This window comes from Klebsiella sp. DY2415, assembly GCF_026314315.1.
GTDB lineage: Bacteria > Pseudomonadota > Gammaproteobacteria > Enterobacterales > Enterobacteriaceae > Klebsiella > Klebsiella ornithinolytica.
The window spans coordinates 1,180,856-1,197,310 of the sequence record NZ_CP111115.1; the positions used below are offsets into that span (position 1 = coordinate 1,180,856).

Consider the following 16,455-nt stretch of genomic DNA (forward strand, 5'->3'; position numbering starts at 1 on the left):
AGCGTTTTTAGATAAGGGGAACCCTCACGGAAGCACGCCATGAGGGCCGGACGGGTACGCCTGAAATTACAGGCGCATGCTGACCGCAAGGCGGTTAAACGCGTTCATCAGGCTGATGGCGAAGGTCAGGTCGCTGATCTGGCGTGCGCTGAAATGCTCCAGCAGCGGCAGGTAAACATCATCTTCTGCGTGGGTGCTGGCAATATGCGTCACCGATTCCGCCCACGCCAGCGCCGCCTGTTCTGCGGCGCTGAAATGCCCGCTTACCCGCCAGCCGGCCAGCGCATCCAGTTTAGTCTGCGCCACGCCGGATTTACGCAGCGCTTTACTGTGCATTTCCAGACAGAAGGCGCAGCCATTAATCTGTGATACCCGCAGGTAAACCAGTTCCAGCAGGGCGCCGTCCAGTTCGCTTTTTTCCAGCGCAATCTTGGCCTGTACCAGCGCGTTATAGACTTCCGGGCTCAGTTCGTTATAGGGCTGACGGAGTGTGCTCATGATGTTTTCCTCAATGTTGAACCGCGGGGAATGGGTTCTAAGACCGCAGCAAAATAGCACTATAATGGACTGCAAAAGATAGCCATATTTTAATGGAAAAAGCAGACCATAATGGAAATCAAAAAAGTCCCGCACTATCAGCGCATTGCCAGACAGCTCAAATCTGCGATTGAACACGGCGAACTCGCGCCGGGCAGCCGCCTGCCCGCCAGTCGGGTTTATGCGCAGGAGCTGGGCGTCTCCCGCGCAACCGTGGAGAATGCCTGGGGTGAGCTGGTGGCTCAGGGCTGGCTGGAGCGACGAGGGCAGGCGGGCACCTTTGTCAGCGAGCGTCTGAGTCCGCTGCGGGAGGAACCGGCGCGTCTGCCGTCGGGCATTGAACCGACGACGCTGCAGCCGTTTCAACTGGGTCTGCCGGCGCTGGATCTTTTCCCCCGCGGCCTGTGGGCGCGGGTGATGGGGCGGCGACTGCGAACGCAAACGCGTTTTGACCTGGCGCCCGGCGATCCGTGCGGTGAGATGATCCTGCAGCGGGCCATTGTCGATTATCTGCGGCTTTCCCGCAGTATTGAATGCCTGCCCGAACAGGTACTGGTGACCGGCAACTATGCCGCTTCCATGAGGCTGCTCCTCCGCACTCTGGCGCAGCCAGGTCAGCATATGTGGATGGAGGATCCGGGGTTTCCGCTGATTCGGCCGGTGATAACCGGGGAAGGGGTGGTCATCGATCCGGTTCCTGTCGATGAAGAGGGGATGGATGTGGCGTGGGCGCAACGCCATTACCCCGATGCGCATTTTGCGCTTCTCACTCCCGCGCACCAGAGTCCGCTGGGGGTTGCGCTGTCGCTGGCCCGACGCAGGCAGCTGCTGGCATGGGCGGCCCGGCGCGACGCCTGGATTATTGAAGATGATTACGATAGCGAATTTCGCTACCGGGGCAAGCCGCTGCCGCCGCTGAAAAGTCTTGATGCCCCGCAGCGGGTAATTTACGCCGGCACCTTCAGTAAATCGCTTTTTCCGGCATTACGCGCCGCCTGGCTGGTGGTGCCCCTCCCGCAAGTGGCCGCCTTTCGCCAGCAGGCCGAATGGATGAGCTGTAGCGTACCGACGCTGTGGCAGCAGACGCTGGCTGACTTTATCCACGAAGGTCATTTCTGGCGTCATCTGAAGAAAATGCGTACCTGCTATGCGCAGCGCCGACAGTGGCTGGAGTCCGCGCTGTTGGCGCAGGGGTTCAGCGTCGTCCCTCAGTTAGGGGGGATTCAGCTGGTTATTACGGTGAACGGTGACGATCGGGCGCTGGCTCTGAAAGCCCGGCAGGCCGGCCTGTCGGTACAGGCGCTGAGCGACTGGCGGATACAAAGCCGCGGCGAAGGGGGGCTGCTGGTGAGCTTTACTAATCTGACATCGATGGCGATGGCAACGGAGGCGGTGCGTCAACTCAAAGTCGCGCTGTTTTCTGCTGATAAGTAAAGTCGCTGATTGAGGATTCGGGGGATTGAGCTTCCTGAAGTAGCGATCGTGCGTTGAGGCAACAAAAAGCCCCCGGGCCAGAGGCTCACAGGGGCAGACGCGTATTTGTTATCTTCATGTATCGTTTATATTATCGACGTAAATTCAATAATACGCCAATAAATAGTCCAACTGCGGCAGCGGCTCCGACGCTCTGCCACGGTTTATCCCGCACGTAGCTATCGGCACAGCCTGCGGCATCGCGAGCGGCCTGCTGCACACGGTTGTTCCCGTTCAGACGGGCTCGCGTCTCTTTCAGCAGCGCCTGGGCTTTTTTCCGTGCGGCATCAGCTTCATCTTTCGCATCGCTGCCCCATGATTTCAGCACCTCTTCTAGCGTATCCGCTAATTGGCTGACATCGTTATGAATATCTTCAGCGCTTTCATCGACATTGTTGCGGTTCAGACGGTTAGCCATCGATTTCTCCCTTAATTCCATTGAGTCATTAAGTGTAGAACAAGATTTTGAATTATGCTTTTGCAGTGCCGTTTCTGGAATTTTCCGAAAGCACTATCAATGATGAATAAGGTAAGGTAAAGGTGCGGTAAAAGATAAAGAGGAATGAGTATGTATTTAAGACCCGATGAGGTGGCGCGTGTTCTTGAAAAAGCCGGCTTCACCATGGATGTTGTGACGCAAAAAGCGTACGGCTATCGCCGTGGCGATAATTATGTTTATGTGAACCGCGAAGCGCGCATGGGGCGGACCGCTTTAATTATTCATCCGGCGTTAAAAGAGCGCAGTAATTCGCTGGCGGAACCCGCCTCGGATATCAAAACCTGCGATCATTATGAACAGTTTCCGCTGTATTTAGCCGGAGATGTACAGCAGCATTATGGTATTCCACATGGCTTCAGTTCACGCATGGCGCTTGAGCGTTTTTTGCGGGGATTATATGGCGAAGCGCAGCCGAGCCTGTCTCATAACTAATCGTATGAAGACCCGTGCCTGGATGTGAAGTAGGGGAAAGCAGACGAGCAGGCGACTGACGGTGGTCAGTCGCAGGTTGCATCGGGACTCAGGCTTTAGCCTGCTGGTAAGCGCTGACGCGGAACAGACGGCGGCAGTAGTCAAGGAAATAGCCGTAAACCGCTCCCATCATCATCGATACCGCAATATTTGAGCTCACCGCCGCGGCAATTTGATGCCAGTCGGCACCGACGGAAAATAAGATAGCAACATACACCGGCGACTGGAATGTCACATAAGCCACAACATCGGCAATACTCTTCATCCAGGCGGAAGGGCTAATGTGACGTGCCAGGCGCATGGCGCGGTCGCGGTAAAATCCGTAAGGCACGGCAATAATAATGTTCACCGGAATCGCCACCAGGCGCGAGGATAACGACTGCTCAAAGGTCATTCCGGAGAGGAAAATTTCGATCAACATGTTCACAACGGTGCAGTAAACCACCATCGCAAAGGTGTCTGCTACCGCATGACGCAAGCGGGACTGCGCAGAGAACATCGGTGTGCTCCTCGAAAATGAAGTCTGATACGCCACAAAATGCGCTCTTTTACAGCGTTTTGGGTTGCCTGTTTTGATGTGCGTAGATTATCTCTCTGTGCTGAAAGAGACAACTAGCTGTAAATTTTTATTTAATGGCTTTTTGTCGATAAAATACTCTGCGAAAGGTGGTTTTGTCTTCGCTGCGCTACTTTTGTCCTGACTCTTAATTTTTTATTTATTTATCAATTGGTTATGTTTTTGGTGAGCAGGAAGGGAGGCTCACGCGAAGCCACGATTGTGCCGACTACCGCCTGAAGTCACGTTCCAATGTGATTTCTGTCACTTTTAGAATAATTTATGCCATAAATGCGATTTAAATAGCATTAGATTCTGTTTTTGTTCGTTGGTGTGTATTCGATTTTCATGCATGTTCATTCACTGGCAGAGCGTTGTGACCTCATCCTTCCGTCGGACATATCCCGCTAACCTGCTGACCATGCAGGTAATATACTGAGTAATGATATTTTTGCGTTTTTTTTACTCTATTCAGATTGTCGCTGAATTAATTTCGGGGATTAACTGGATAACCGCTGTGGTTATTTTAAATAAAATATGGACGTCGTGGTCTGAATATATTTATCACTCGCCATTAAAGGTGGTAATATATGGCTTCATATATTAAAGTACCCCGGTAGTATTGTCTTATATGTAATTTGGGAACGTTTAATAATTTATGTCTTTAATGTTACAGAAGTTGAATAATATCCGTTCACTGCGGGCGATGTCGCGTGAATTCTCCATTGACGTACTTGAAGAAATGCTGGAAAAACTCAGGGTCGTCACTGAAGAAAAACGGTCAGAGCAGCAGTCTGCCCTGCAACAGCAGGCGGAATACCAGGAAAAAATTAATACCTGGCTGGAATTGATGATTGCCGACGGTATTACACCTGATGAGCTTGTCACGCAGAATGCAGGCCCGTCGAAGGAGGCGAAAAAACGCCAGCCGCGTCCGGCAAAATACCGGTTTACCGATTTTTCCGGTGCGCAAAAAACCTGGACCGGCCAGGGACGTATGCCGAAGCCGATCGCTCGGGCGATTGAAGCCGGCGCGACGCTGGAAAGTTTTCTGATTTAAGCGTTAGCGAAAATGATATTCGGCAGGAGTTAAGGCTGCTGTCGGATAGCGAAAAAATAACGGTGGGGAATCCCACCGTGTGTATTAGCAAACGCCAAAATCACCTTCTTCTTTATAAGGTGTGACGTCTGCAGGCTTCAGAGTATATTTCTCACCCTGTTCATTACTGGCCTGTACGGCGACAATATGATCTTCACCGACGGCCACAATCTTGAGTTTTGGTCCGCCCATACGAGGCTGAACCAGATCACCTACTGAATACATCGTTTTTCTCCTCTGGCATGGATTAATGCCGCTGTTCGCCTTCACTTTAGCGTAGCTGAATATCAGCATACAACAGGCCTGATGCCGCTGGCGTCAGCGTCGGTTCCAGGGCATGATGGCCAACAGGCGCGCCATCCCGCAAAAACCGCTGATGCCGGCGAAGGTTAAGCCGGCGCCGACAAAAGCGCTCAGCAGGAAAAAGCCGCTACTGACGCCATAGCCCAGCGCCACGCCCAGCAGAATGAGCACTCCCGCGGCGATTTGCACCTGGCGCATTAACGGCAGCGGCTGGGTTTTATCCTCTTTGACGGGCAATCCTGCTGCTTTCCAGGCCTGAATACCGCCGGCCAGCAGTTTCACCTGTGCCGGAGCTGCCGCAGCCAGCAGACGAATGGCATTATTTTGTGTACGCGATCCCGCCTGACAATGAAAAATGACCGTTTCATCCGCGGCAGTGCGCAGCATTGCGCCGTTATTCAGAGCAGCCAGCGGCACCAGCTCGGCATCGGGGATGTGTTCGCGGGCGTATTCATCGGCATCGCGAATATCGATTAATCTGGCCCCTTGCGCAATTTGCGCCCGGGCCTCTTCAGGAGAAAGGGTGACAATAGTCATGACGGCTCCTTATGGGCAATAAATGGTCTTCAGCGTGGTAATGATTTGCTGAACCGCAGGGTGGGTGATGAAGTAGTGGATACGTTGCGCCTCGCGCTCACTGCCGATCAGGCCTTCATCGCGCATGCGCGCCAGATGCTGAGAGGTGGCCGAAGGGCTCAGGCCGGTGATCTGCGCCAGTTCGCCTGCGCTGGCGCGCGGCGTCTCGCACAGCATGCACAGAATCATCAGCCGGTTCGGATTGCTCATGGCTTTCAACAGGGCGGCGGCTTCCCCGGCGCTGGACTGCAGCTGTTCTGGTGTATTCATGTATTTTAGTCTTTTCTAAATTTAGATAAGTCTAAAATAAAAAACGGCGCGGTACCAGCGCAGAAAATGCCGTCGCGGTCAGGACGCTTGCGTCAGTCGGATAAGCTGTTCTGTGGCCTGGGCGATGCCAGCATCGCGGCCGTGAGGCTGGATATCCAGACCTTCGGCATAGATAAATGTCACTTCGCTGATGCCCATCAGACCCAGTACCGAACGGAGATAAGGGGTTACGGCATCGGTATCCTGCCCGCAATGTACGCCTCCGCGGGAGCTGATCACCACCGCGCGTACACCCTCGACCAACCCCTGAGGCCAGCTGTCGGTGTAGCGGAAGGTTTCGCGGGCCCTGGCGACCAGATCAAACCATTTTTTCAGATCGGTAGGGACGTTGAGATTATACATGGGGGCGCCGATCACCAGCAGATCGCTGGTTTTCAGCTCATCAATCAGCCTATCCGATAGCGCGACGCCCCGCTGGATCGCCGGAGTCGGATCCTGGGCGCCGCGCAGGGCGGCAAACAGCGGCCGATCGAGGGCCGGCAGCGCCATGGTCGTCAGATCGCGTTCTGTCACGCTATCCTGCTGGCCAGACGCTTTGCGCATCTGCATATAGTCATCTATTAACCGGTTGGTCAGCGATGCCTGACCGTTGATGCTGGATTTCAAAAGTAAAACCTGACTCATGGGACGTGGCCTCTGGTTATCGTGGTTACGCAAAGGCTAACACTGTCTTTTTGGCGCCAGTAGTGACATTATTTTTCTCAATTGTATCCTTTCAGGAACCAATCTTATGAACACCGACCTGAGCGGTATTCCGGTTTTTGTCGCCGTCGTGGAGTGCGGTAACTTTGCTAAGGCGGCGGAGAGGCTGCACGTGACCCGCTCGGCGGTCGGTAAAACGGTCGCTCGTCTCGAGGCGCGGTTGGGGGCGGCGCTTTTCCAGCGAACGACCCGCAGTCAGACCCTGACGGAAGAGGGGGAGCTGTTCTACCTGCAATGTCGTCAGGCGCTGGACAGTATTCGCGAGGCGGAGGATGAAATCCATCGCGGCAAAATGCGGGTGCAAGGGCGGCTGCGGATCAGCCTGCCGGTGCTGTTTGGCCAACGCTGCGTATCCCCGATTCTCTTTTCTCTCAGCCAGCGCTATCCGCAGCTAAAACTCGCGCTCTCTTTCAGCGACCGCCAGGTTAATCTTTTTGAAGAGGGATTCGATCTGGCGATTCGTATTGGCACGCTGGCAGATTCCACCTTCCTGAAAGCTCGTCACCTCGGCCACCATGGCATGGTACTTTGCGCCTCGCCCGCCTATTTACAGGCGCATCCGCAACCATCGACTCTCCCTGAACTGGCCGGACACCAGACCATCGGTTACCTGCGCGGCGGGCAGCTTCAGAAATGGCGGCTGTACGATCCGCAAAGCGGTCCCGTGGCCTGGCAGCCGCAGGCGCAACTGGTGATGGATGATTTTACGGCGATAGCGGCGGCGGCGGTGAGCGGGCTGGGCATTGCCTGGATTCCGGACTGGCTGGCTGCCCAGGAGGTTGAACAGGGGCGGCTGCGCTGTATTCTGCCGCAAAGCGCCAACGTCACCTTCGCGATCTCCGCCGTCTGGCCCGAGGCGCCGTGGGTGCCGCAGAAGATCCGGGTCACCATCGATGCGCTGCTCGCCGGATTGCCCCAGGCGATCCGCCAGACCGGAGGCCACCCATAAAACGCGTCATCTCTTCGGCGTGGGGTTAAGCGTAACTTAAGAGAGAATTGCGATAATGACAGTAATATGACTGGCATGGACCCTCGCAATGAATGTACTCGAAACGGTTAACCAAAGCGCTTTTCTGGCGCTGAATGCTCAGCCGGGAACGTCGGAGAGCCTTCTGGCGCTAGCCCGCTTCTGCGCAAGCGGAATGATCTTTATCGTTCCGGCTATTCTGATCGGTCTGTGGTTTTTAGGCGGCCGCCAGGGGCACCGGCAGGCGCTGTTTTGCACGCTGAATATTCTGATGGCGCTTGCGTTGGGCTATCTCTGCGGCTCGCTGTGGTTCCACCCCCGGCCGTTTATGATGCCGCTGGGCCATACCTGGATCAGCCATCCGGCGGATAATGGCTTCCCGAGCGATCACGGCCTGGTGATGTTCAGCGCGGCATTTGCGCTGCTTTCGCTGCGTCTACGCAGCCTCGGGCTGTTTGTCCTGCTCGCATCGCTGCCGGTGGCCTGGTCACGCATTTTCCTCGGGGTCCATTTTCCGCTGGATATGGCCGGCGCAGCGGCGGTGGCGGCGGTTGCCGTCTGGGTGAGCAAAGGGGTCTGGCAGGCCTTTGGGCCGGCAATGGTGCGGATTTGTGAAGCCATCAGCCAGCGCATGTTTTCCTGGCTGCCGGCCCGTTTTACGCCGTAGCTAAGGTTTAGTTTCTTGTCCGCGCGGCGCGCCGGTAGAGCGTGCTGCGCGCGACTCCCAGAGCCTGCGCCGCTTTACTGACATTACCGTTATACGTCGACAGCGTGTCGGCAATCAGCTGGGCATCGTGCTGCTGCAATCCGCGCGACGGAGCCGGAGCCGGGGCCGACCGGTACTCCGCCGGTAAATCCTCCACCTCCAGTTGCTCTCCTTCATCAGCCAGCGCCAGCAGCACCTTCAGCAGGCTTTGTAGCTGGCGCACGTTGCCCGGCCAGGGAAGGGTGGCGAGATGGGTCAGGAGCGCAGGCGAGAGCTGTACGTGTCGTGCTTCGGCACCGAGGGTTTGCCATAGCTGCTGAAGAAACGCCGGCAGCTGTGGCCACTCCCGCAGCGGCGGAATAGTGAGGGCGAATTCGCGCAGGCGATAGAGCAGGTCCTCGCGAAACGTACCGTCGGCAACATGCTGCATCAGGTTACGGTGGGTGGCGCAAATAAGCGCAAAGCTGACCGGAGCGCTCTGACTGGCGCCGAGCGGCGTAATCTCTTTTTCCTGTAGCACCCGCAGCAGCCGGGTCTGAAGCAGCATCGGCATATCGCCAATCTCATCGAGAAACAGCACGCCGCCATCCGCCTCGCGAATTTTACCGATATAGCCATTCTTACTGGCGCCGGTAAAGGCGCCAGGCTGGTAGCCAAACAGCTCCGATTCAATCAGCGATTCGGGGATCGCCGCGCAGTTGATAGCCACGAATTTACCGTGGCGCCAGCGGCTGTGCTGGTGAAGCGTGCGGCTGACAAACTCTTTGCCGCATCCGGTTTCGCCTTCAATACACAGGGCAATGCCGGCATTCAGCAGACGCACCATCTTCTCCCCCTCACGCTGACTGGCGAAAGGCAGCTCGATGGCCGGCAGCGTCGGCGCGGGGGCCGGAGCCGGTACCGCAACGTGGGTTCGGGTTGGCGCGCGCAGGCGGTAGTAATAGGTTTGTCGCTGGTGGGTCAGCGGCAGCGGAACATTCACCGCCGTTTGCGCCAGCTGAGGAAACAGCTGCTGAAAGGTGATATGGCCGAGTTGTCCGCTATCCAGACCCAGATCGCGCATCGCCAGGCGGTTGCCGGCGGTCAGCACGTTATCGGAAAAGACCAGAAGCAGCTCTTCAACGCTGTCGAGTTTGTGGGGGTGAAGGTGCAGGCTCATCAGCCACTGCTGCGGATGGAGACTCTGTTTTACCCACAGATATTCAATCTGCTTCGCGGCCTCTTTTACCCACGCCAGCGTGTGGGGGTGCGGGAAGTGGGCCGGGCCGGAAATATCCAGCACCCCGGCAATTTTTCCGTCCGGACTCTGAACCGGCATCGCGGCGCAATAGAGATCCTGATTGCGGGTAAGGAAGTGCTGGCGACCGTCGATTTCACAGCTGTCGTCAATGGCCAGCGCGGTACCGATGGCGTTGGTACCGCGCCCGCTCTCGCTCCACAGATTTCCCGGAGCCAGCGCGAAGCTTTGTGCTTTCTGCATGGCGTGCATGTTACCGAAGGTTTGCAGCACCAGACCGCTGGCGTCAGAGAGGATCACCACCGACTGGAGATCGCTCACTTTTCGCGACAGGGTGTTCACCACCGGCTGGGTCAGCTGCTGTAAGCGGGCATGGCTGGCCAGCGCATCCGCCAGTTCGCCGGAACCCAGGCGCGGGAAATCATCCGTCGCGGGATCCAGGCCGTACTGCTGGCTACGAAACCAGGAATCGCTGAGCAACGGGCTGGTTTTTACCTCGGGATCGAGAGTAAACGAATTACCTTGCACGGAGCACCTCGGGGTCGGATGGATGATGTTGCAATATTGTAGCTTTATGGTTTCTCATGTGTTGCGATTTGCGACACATAAGCAAAATTACGTCTCCATGCGATACAGGATTACATCTTATGGCATTGAATTGTTTAGCTATTTATTCCTTCAATAAATCTGGCATAACCTCTGCATAAGCTTCTGTGCAGCAGGCAACAGCAAAAAACCAATACGCCGCTGCGCCTCAACCCTACAGAAGGAGATTGCAATGCGTTATGCACATCCTGGCACCCCGGGCGCCTTAGTTTCATTCAAGTCCGCATACGGTAACTATATTGACGGTCAATTTGTCGAACCGCTCGGCGGCGAATACTTTATGAATACCTCCCCCGTGGACGGGAGTGACATTGCACAATTTCCCCGCTCCGATGCCAAAGATATCGACTTTGCTCTTGATGCCGCACACCGCGCCGCGGAAGCCTGGGGGAAAACATCGGTACAGCATCGTTCCAACCTGCTGCTTCAGGTCGCCGATCGGATTCAGGAGAACCTGGAATATCTGGCGATTGCTGAAAGCTGGGACAATGGTAAACCGGTGCGCGAAACGCTGAATGCCGATCTGCCGTTGGCGGTCGATCACTTCCGCTATTTTGCCGGCTGTCTGCGGGCACAGGAGGGGAGTACTGCGGAAATTGATGAAACTACCGTGGCCTATCACTTCCATGAACCGCTGGGCGTAGTCGGGCAAATTATTCCGTGGAACTTTCCGCTGCTGATGGCGGCCTGGAAGCTGGCGCCGGCGCTGGCGGCCGGGAACTGTGTGGTGCTCAAGCCGGCAGAGCAGACGCCGCTGAGCATCACGCTGCTGCTGGAAATTATTGGCGACCTCTTCCCGCCGGGCGTCCTGAACGTGGTGCAGGGCTTCGGTAAAGAGGCCGGTGAAGCGCTGGCAACCAGCAAGCGTATTGCCAAAATTGCCTTTACCGGCTCAACGCCCGTCGGACGGCATATTCTGGCCTGCGCGGCGGAGAACATTATTCCCGCCACCGTTGAGCTGGGCGGCAAGTCGCCAAATATCTATTTTGCCGATGTGATGGACGGAGAAGAAGAGTTTATCGAGAAGGCGGTGGAGGGGCTGGTGCTGGGCTTCTTCAACCAGGGCGAAGTATGTACCTGCCCATCGCGCGCCCTGATCCATGAATCCATCTACGAGCCGTTTATGGAGCGAGTGATGGCGAAGGTGGCCCAGATTCGCCGCGGCGATCCCTTTGATACCGACACCATGATCGGGGCACAGGCATCACGCCAGCAGTTCGATAAGATCCTGTCGTACATTAAGATTGCCCGCGAAGAGGGGGGGCAGATCCTGACCGGCGGAGAACGCGCCAGTATTACGGCTGAACTGGATAATGGTTACTACATTCAGCCAACCCTGATTAAGGGGCGCAATGATATGCGCAGCTTCCAGGAAGAGATTTTTGGCCCGGTCATCGGCGTCACGACCTTCAAAGATGAGGCAGAAGCGCTGGAAATAGCCAACCAGACTCAGTTTGGGCTCGGCGCCGGCGTCTGGACCCGCGACAGCAATCTGGCGTACCGAATGGGGCGTGGGATTAAAGCCGGTCGTGTCTGGACCAACTGTTATCACGTCTACCCGGCCCATGCCGCGTTTGGCGGCTATAAACAGTCAGGCGTCGGTCGTGAAACTCATAAAATGGCCCTTGATGCCTATCAACAGACGAAAAACCTGCTGGTGAGCTACGGTACCGCGCCGTTAGGACTGTTTTAATTGCCGGTCTGAATATCTGACCTGCTGCGGGGGGCTCAAACCCGTCACCGGTATCTGAGGTGACGGGTTTTTTATGCCGTCGGCTGTCCCACTGGTCGGCAATCCTTGTCACGTCTTTTAAAAACGGCGATCCGCGCCTTTGCATGATGTTTATTAAATCGATAAATATGAAATTTATTCAACTTATTCTTTCATTTGAAATATGCCACCGTGAGAAAACAAGGACAGGTATTTATTAGTGTTATTATGATTTCGGGGGTGACAAAATAAATAACATGACCCCGACTAAGAATATTCCTAATTCTGGGTTTATGCCTTGCGCCTGCACAGAAAAAATCTCACCAGAATAGCGCGGTTTTTATTAAATTTGTTAATTAATAAGTGGCGTTGTTGTGCGTTATTGTTATGATGTTTGGTTTTTTGGGTTTGATAATTAACAATTCAGGCAAAAATGATGAATTACATTTTAAATGTAAAATAAAACGTTATTTCATTAACATAACAAATTATTGTTTTTTATTTTTATCAGGAATAACATTTCTTCCAGTGTTAAATGTTTTGCTATGTCCCTCCGTTTAAAAATTATTTCACGAACGTGTTGAAATAAATTAAATGGAAGGTCCTGCTGTGCATTTAATATCCTGCAGAGGGAACGCGATTATTTTTAACATGGACAATCTGCAAGCAGAGCCACTCAGGTCATCACCGCCCTGGGCGCGATCTGTTATAAATATATGTTAGAAATGAGATAAATAATGAAGACACAATTTCGTATTATGGCAATGATTGTCGGTGCTCTGGTGTCCGGCGTAGTATTAGCATCACCGTCACAACCCGCGCGTTCCGCATTGTCCGTTAACCCTGGCGCCAGCACAGGGACGCAAAGCACGGGCGGCCAGATCGAATTCTCCGGTTCAATTACCGATACCTCCTGCGATATTGATAGCAACAGCGCCAGCCAGGTAATCGATTTGGGCAAATGGGCAAGCAACTTCTTTACTGGCGCAGGTTCTGAGACCACGAAAACCGCCTTCCACATTAAAGTGAAAGATTGTCCAGCCTCCGTCACCAAAGTGGCGGTGCTGTTTGACGGCACCCGAGATAGTAACAACAGCAATCTGCTGGCGGTTAACGGTGGCGCCCAGGGCGTAGCCATTAAGCTGTATGAGGATGACCGCGCCACGCCGATTAACCTCGGAACGGTATCACGTGACCAGACGGTACTTGCGGGTGCCGGCGGAGCCAGCACCGGGACCGCGGATCTGGAGTTTTTTGCCGATTATATCTCCACCAGCGCGGTTTCCGCCGGGGCGGCAAACGGCACGGCAAACTTCAATATGGTTTACAACTAACACATCAATGAGCAGGTTTACCTGCTCATTATTATGCATTTACTGGATAGTTTCTTTTTTATTCGTTGTTTTCCAGACGCTTATCTGATGGTTGTGATTATGAAAAACATGCTGGCCGGTATCGCGGCTGCCTTTTTATTGTTAGCCGCTGCGGCCCAGGCCGGTATTATTATGGGCGGCACCCGGGTTATATATCAGGAAGGAAAACGTGAAGCCTCTATTTCAGTGAGCAATGCGGATCCGCATTCCCCCTATCTGGTGCAGTCGTGGGTAGAAAACTATGTGGAAAAAGAGCAGGGACCAGTCCCTTTTATTGTCACGCCGCCGCTGTTTCGTCTCGACCCGGATCAAGAAAACGTATTGCGAATTAATTTCATTGGCGCCGATCTTCCTCGCGATCGCGAATCCGTTTATTGGCTGAATGTAAAAAGCATAGCCCCGACGCAAAAAGGGGATGTGAATAAACTCCAGGTCAATATTAAATCTAAATTCAAGATTTTTTATCGACCGAATAGCCTTGCCGGGGATCCGATGAAAGCCTGGCAGCAATTAACCTTTAAAGTGGAGGGTAATCGACTGGTGGCGCACAACCCAACGCCTTATTTTGTCTCCTTTTTCTCCCTCTCGGTGGGCGGTAAAGAGATAGATGAACCCGGCATGATTGGACCGTTAACCCGCAAAAAGTGGCCGGTTAACGGTGCAGGGACGATTAGGTGGCGCGCCATTAATGATTTTGGCGGTATTACGGATAGCGCGCAGCAGTAATCCTTGCGCTTTGCATTGCCAGGTCAGCGATTGTGAAAAAAAAGTCCCCTGTAATTCTTCACGGCTATTCCGTGATGGCGACCCCGTTCGGGGATTCCCGATTGATCGCAAGCCTGCCGCCGCTGCTCTGTTTATTGTGTCAGAGCGCCCGGGTATCGGCGGATGATTACTTCGATCCGGCCGCCTTAGAGTTTGCCAGCCCGCAGCAAAAAATGGCGGACTTGCACTATTTTGCTAAATCCGGTGGCCAACAGCCCGGGGTTTATTCGGTCAACATCTGGGTGAACAACCAGGACGCCGGTCAGGGGGCCATCACCTTTGTGGAGGAAAATGGGGCGCTGCAGCCGGTTTTAACCGTCGCGCAACTGGCCGAATTGGGTGTGAACGTCAGCGCCTTTACCGCATTTAACACGCTGCATGACGGTGAAACTTTCACCCGGATTGAACACTATATTCCCGATGCCAGCAGCCGCTTTGATTTCGCCAGCCAGCGTCTGAATATGCGTATTCCTCAGGCAGCGATGAACACGCAAAGCCGCGGCTATGTCGATCCGGTGCGCTGGGATGACGGGATCCCGGCGGCGTTTGTTAATTACAATTTGACCGGAGCGCAAACTCGCCAGTCTGATACCCGCACCCAGTCAAGCTATCTGAATTTACGCAGCGGGGCGAACCTGGGGCCCTGGCGCTTACGCAATATTTCGGCGATGCAGTACGATCGGCAGTATCGCTGGCATTCCCAAACCACCTGGCTGCAGCGAGATGTGAAATCACTCAACAGCCTGCTGCGGATTGGCGATACCTTCACAACCGGCGATGTATTCGATAGCGTGCCATTTCGCGGCGTACAGCTGATGTCTGACGATGAAATGCTGCCCGACAGCCAGCGGGGTTTTGCGCCGGTGATTCGCGGTATGGCGCACAGCAATGCCAAAGTAACGGTCTCGCAGCACGGCTACGTTATCTATGAAACCTTCGTCTCGCCGGGGGCCTTTGCCATCAAAGACCTCTACCCGACGGCACAAAGTGGCGATCTGGATGTGCAGGTGAAAGAGAGCGACGGGTCGGTTCGGACGTTTACCCAGCCTTATTCCGCCGTGCCGTTTATGCTCCGGGAGGGGCGAAGCAAATTCAGCCTTAGCGGCGGGCGCTATCACGCCGGTCAGCATCAGGTTCGAGCGCCGGAATTTGTGCAGGGAACGTTCTTTTATGGATTACCTGCGGCGTTGACTTTATACGGCGGTACTCAGCTGGCGCAGAATTATCAGGCCTGGGCGTTGGGGGCCGGGCGAGGATTTGGTGAGCTGGGATCGCTGGGCGGCGACGTCACCTGGGCCAGCACTACCGCTCCTTCCAGCACGCGCTCCGTGGGGCAGTCGTTTCGCGTGCAGTATCAGAAAGATTTTGTCCGGACCGGCACCTCTTTTAGCCTCGCCAGCTATCGTTACTCGTCGAGCGGCTATGACGACTTTAGCGAGGCCAATGCGCTCGAAAGCCCGGACGGACAGCTTGATCACAAACGTAGCCGGGAAGAGCTCTCCGTTGCCCAGGCGGTTGGTTCTCTCAGTAGTCTGGCCATTTCTGCTTACTCGCAGCACTACTGGCACAGCAGCGGCCACGATGAAACGGTGCACCTGGGGTTCTATAGCGCCTGGAAAGGGATCGCGTGGGGAGTGGGCTATTACTACACGCAATCTGCCGATCATGATCAAGCGGACAGCGCCTGGTCATTTAACCTCAATATTCCGCTGGGTGGCCCGCTGGCGGACAGCTCCCTGAGTTACAGCACGACCTCCGATAACAATGGGCACACTTCGCAGCAGGTTTCGATGTATGGCTCGGTGCCACATCGTCCTCATCTCTATTATTCCGTTCAGCAGGGGTACGCTAATGCCGGGCAGGGGAGCAACAGTAGCGCCGCTCTGGATTACCACGGTGGATACGGCAGCGCCCAGCTGGGTTATCGCCATGACCGCGTAAGTCACCAGCTGACCTGGGGAGCCGCCGGCTCGCTCGTGGCGCATCCCTACGGCGTGACATTAGGCCAACCGGTTGGCGACAGCTTTGCTATCGTTCGGGCGCCCGGCGCGGCGAATGTGGCCATTCAGAACGGGAGCAATATCCACACCGATGGGCGGGGCTATGCCGTGGTGCCGACCTTAACGGTGTACCGAAAAAATACCCTGACCCTGGATACTGAATCGATGACCAACGACACCGATGTCGATCTACAAGGGCAAACCGTGATTCCCGGCGGCGGCGCGATAGTCCTGGCGAACTACCGGACCCATATCGGTAATCGCGTGCTGTTTACCCTCCACGACAGGAACGGGGCGATTCCGTTTGGCGCCAGCGTACATTTGCACCCCGAAGGGGACGACACCGGGGCGGCAGCGGGAGGCATGGTGGCCGATAGCGGCCAGGTGTACCTCAGTGGGATACCGGAAGAGGGTACGCTCGACGCGGACTGGGTCGATAACAACATTTCGCGGAAATGCTCGCTACATTTTCATCTTTCCGACCGTCAGCAGCAGAATGCGGTGAAAACTGCGGCGGGTCTTTGTTTGTAAACCGAGGAGAAAA

17 protein-coding genes are annotated in these 16,455 nt (G+C 55.0%); 9 read left to right on the forward strand and 8 right to left on the reverse strand.

All coding sequences use genetic code 11. The features are described 5' to 3' along the window. Positions 1 to 66 precede the first annotated feature (66 nt). Positions 67 to 498 carry a carboxymuconolactone decarboxylase family protein gene (locus OQV00_RS05630; protein WP_015585892.1) on the reverse strand — a complete coding sequence of 144 codons (432 nt, stop codon included), beginning with the start codon at positions 496 to 498 and terminating at the stop codon, positions 67 to 69. Between the two features lie 111 nt (positions 499 to 609). Between OQV00_RS05630 and pdxR the strand changes: the two genes are divergently transcribed. Next, positions 610 to 1,971 carry a MocR-like pyridoxine biosynthesis transcription factor PdxR gene (pdxR, locus tag OQV00_RS05635; protein WP_015585893.1) on the forward strand — a complete coding sequence of 454 codons (1,362 nt, stop codon included), beginning with the start codon at positions 610 to 612 and terminating at the stop codon, positions 1,969 to 1,971. Between the two features lie 130 nt (positions 1,972 to 2,101). On the opposite strand, the gene OQV00_RS05640 is transcribed toward pdxR, so the two are convergent. Then, positions 2,102 to 2,428, reverse strand: coding sequence for a DUF883 family protein (locus OQV00_RS05640; RefSeq protein ID WP_004866763.1), 327 nt, complete (start codon positions 2,426 to 2,428; stop codon positions 2,102 to 2,104). 150 nt (positions 2,429 to 2,578) lie between these two features. Between OQV00_RS05640 and OQV00_RS05645 the strand changes: the two genes are divergently transcribed. Beyond that, positions 2,579 to 2,941: a DUF2002 family protein gene (locus OQV00_RS05645; RefSeq protein ID WP_004866760.1), complete on the forward strand. Its 363-nt coding sequence runs from the start codon at positions 2,579 to 2,581 to the stop codon at positions 2,939 to 2,941. Between the two features lie 88 nt (positions 2,942 to 3,029). Here OQV00_RS05645 and alaE read toward each other — a convergent pair whose 3' ends face one another. Beyond that, positions 3,030 to 3,479 (reverse strand): L-alanine exporter AlaE, encoded by a 450-nt coding sequence (gene alaE, locus OQV00_RS05650; protein WP_004866758.1) that lies wholly within the window; start codon positions 3,477 to 3,479, stop codon positions 3,030 to 3,032. Between the two features lie 715 nt (positions 3,480 to 4,194). On the opposite strand from alaE, the gene stpA reads away from it, so the two are divergent. Continuing rightward, entirely contained in the window at positions 4,195 to 4,596 is a 402-nt protein-coding gene (stpA, locus tag OQV00_RS05655; RefSeq protein ID WP_004866755.1) for a DNA-binding protein StpA, read from the forward strand. 84 nt (positions 4,597 to 4,680) lie between these two features. Here the strand turns inward: stpA and OQV00_RS05660 are convergent, their stop codons facing one another. The 4 genes from OQV00_RS05660 to OQV00_RS05675 form a co-directional block, all read right to left on the reverse strand. Beyond that, positions 4,681 to 4,860, reverse strand: coding sequence for a hypothetical protein (locus OQV00_RS05660; protein ID WP_015585895.1), 180 nt, complete (start codon positions 4,858 to 4,860; stop codon positions 4,681 to 4,683). Between the two features lie 93 nt (positions 4,861 to 4,953). Next, positions 4,954 to 5,475 (reverse strand): rhodanese family protein, encoded by a 522-nt coding sequence (locus OQV00_RS05665; protein ID WP_004866749.1) that lies wholly within the window; start codon positions 5,473 to 5,475, stop codon positions 4,954 to 4,956. A gap of 9 nt (positions 5,476 to 5,484) precedes the next feature. Then, on the reverse strand, positions 5,485 to 5,784 hold the full coding sequence (locus OQV00_RS05670; protein ID WP_004866746.1) for an ArsR/SmtB family transcription factor: 300 nt from the start codon (positions 5,782 to 5,784) through the stop codon (positions 5,485 to 5,487). A gap of 78 nt (positions 5,785 to 5,862) precedes the next feature. After that, positions 5,863 to 6,468: an FMN-dependent NADH-azoreductase gene (locus tag OQV00_RS05675; RefSeq protein ID WP_004866743.1), complete on the reverse strand. Its 606-nt coding sequence runs from the start codon at positions 6,466 to 6,468 to the stop codon at positions 5,863 to 5,865. 106 nt (positions 6,469 to 6,574) lie between these two features. Between OQV00_RS05675 and OQV00_RS05680 the strand changes: the two genes are divergently transcribed. Both OQV00_RS05680 and OQV00_RS05685 read left to right on the forward strand, forming a co-directional pair. Next, positions 6,575 to 7,495, forward strand: coding sequence for a LysR family transcriptional regulator (locus OQV00_RS05680; RefSeq protein WP_152292601.1), 921 nt, complete (start codon positions 6,575 to 6,577; stop codon positions 7,493 to 7,495). Between the two features lie 88 nt (positions 7,496 to 7,583). Further along, positions 7,584 to 8,180 carry an undecaprenyl-diphosphatase gene (locus tag OQV00_RS05685; RefSeq protein ID WP_048025127.1) on the forward strand — a complete coding sequence of 199 codons (597 nt, stop codon included), beginning with the start codon at positions 7,584 to 7,586 and terminating at the stop codon, positions 8,178 to 8,180. A 7-nt stretch (positions 8,181 to 8,187) separates the two neighbouring features. Here OQV00_RS05685 and OQV00_RS05690 read toward each other — a convergent pair whose 3' ends face one another. Beyond that, positions 8,188 to 9,984, reverse strand: coding sequence for a sigma-54-dependent Fis family transcriptional regulator (locus OQV00_RS05690; RefSeq protein ID WP_266279978.1), 1,797 nt, complete (start codon positions 9,982 to 9,984; stop codon positions 8,188 to 8,190). Between the two features lie 250 nt (positions 9,985 to 10,234). Here OQV00_RS05690 and exaC point away from each other — a divergent pair, with 250 nt between their 5' ends. From exaC to OQV00_RS05710, 4 genes are all read left to right on the forward strand, one after another. Then, positions 10,235 to 11,755 (forward strand): acetaldehyde dehydrogenase ExaC, encoded by a 1,521-nt coding sequence (gene exaC, locus OQV00_RS05695; protein WP_004866732.1) that lies wholly within the window; start codon positions 10,235 to 10,237, stop codon positions 11,753 to 11,755. Positions 11,756 to 12,510: 755 nt separating this feature from the next. Beyond that, positions 12,511 to 13,107 carry a fimbrial protein gene (locus OQV00_RS05700; RefSeq protein WP_004866728.1) on the forward strand — a complete coding sequence of 199 codons (597 nt, stop codon included), beginning with the start codon at positions 12,511 to 12,513 and terminating at the stop codon, positions 13,105 to 13,107. A gap of 96 nt (positions 13,108 to 13,203) precedes the next feature. After that, positions 13,204 to 13,872 carry a fimbrial biogenesis chaperone gene (locus OQV00_RS05705; RefSeq protein WP_375545083.1) on the forward strand — a complete coding sequence of 223 codons (669 nt, stop codon included), beginning with the start codon at positions 13,204 to 13,206 and terminating at the stop codon, positions 13,870 to 13,872. A 74-nt stretch (positions 13,873 to 13,946) separates the two neighbouring features. Then, the gene (locus tag OQV00_RS05710) at positions 13,947 to 16,442 is read left to right on the forward strand and encodes a fimbria/pilus outer membrane usher protein (RefSeq protein ID WP_099844185.1); all 2,496 of its coding nucleotides are present in this window, start codon (positions 13,947 to 13,949) and stop codon (positions 16,440 to 16,442) included. Positions 16,443 to 16,455 lie beyond the last annotated feature (13 nt).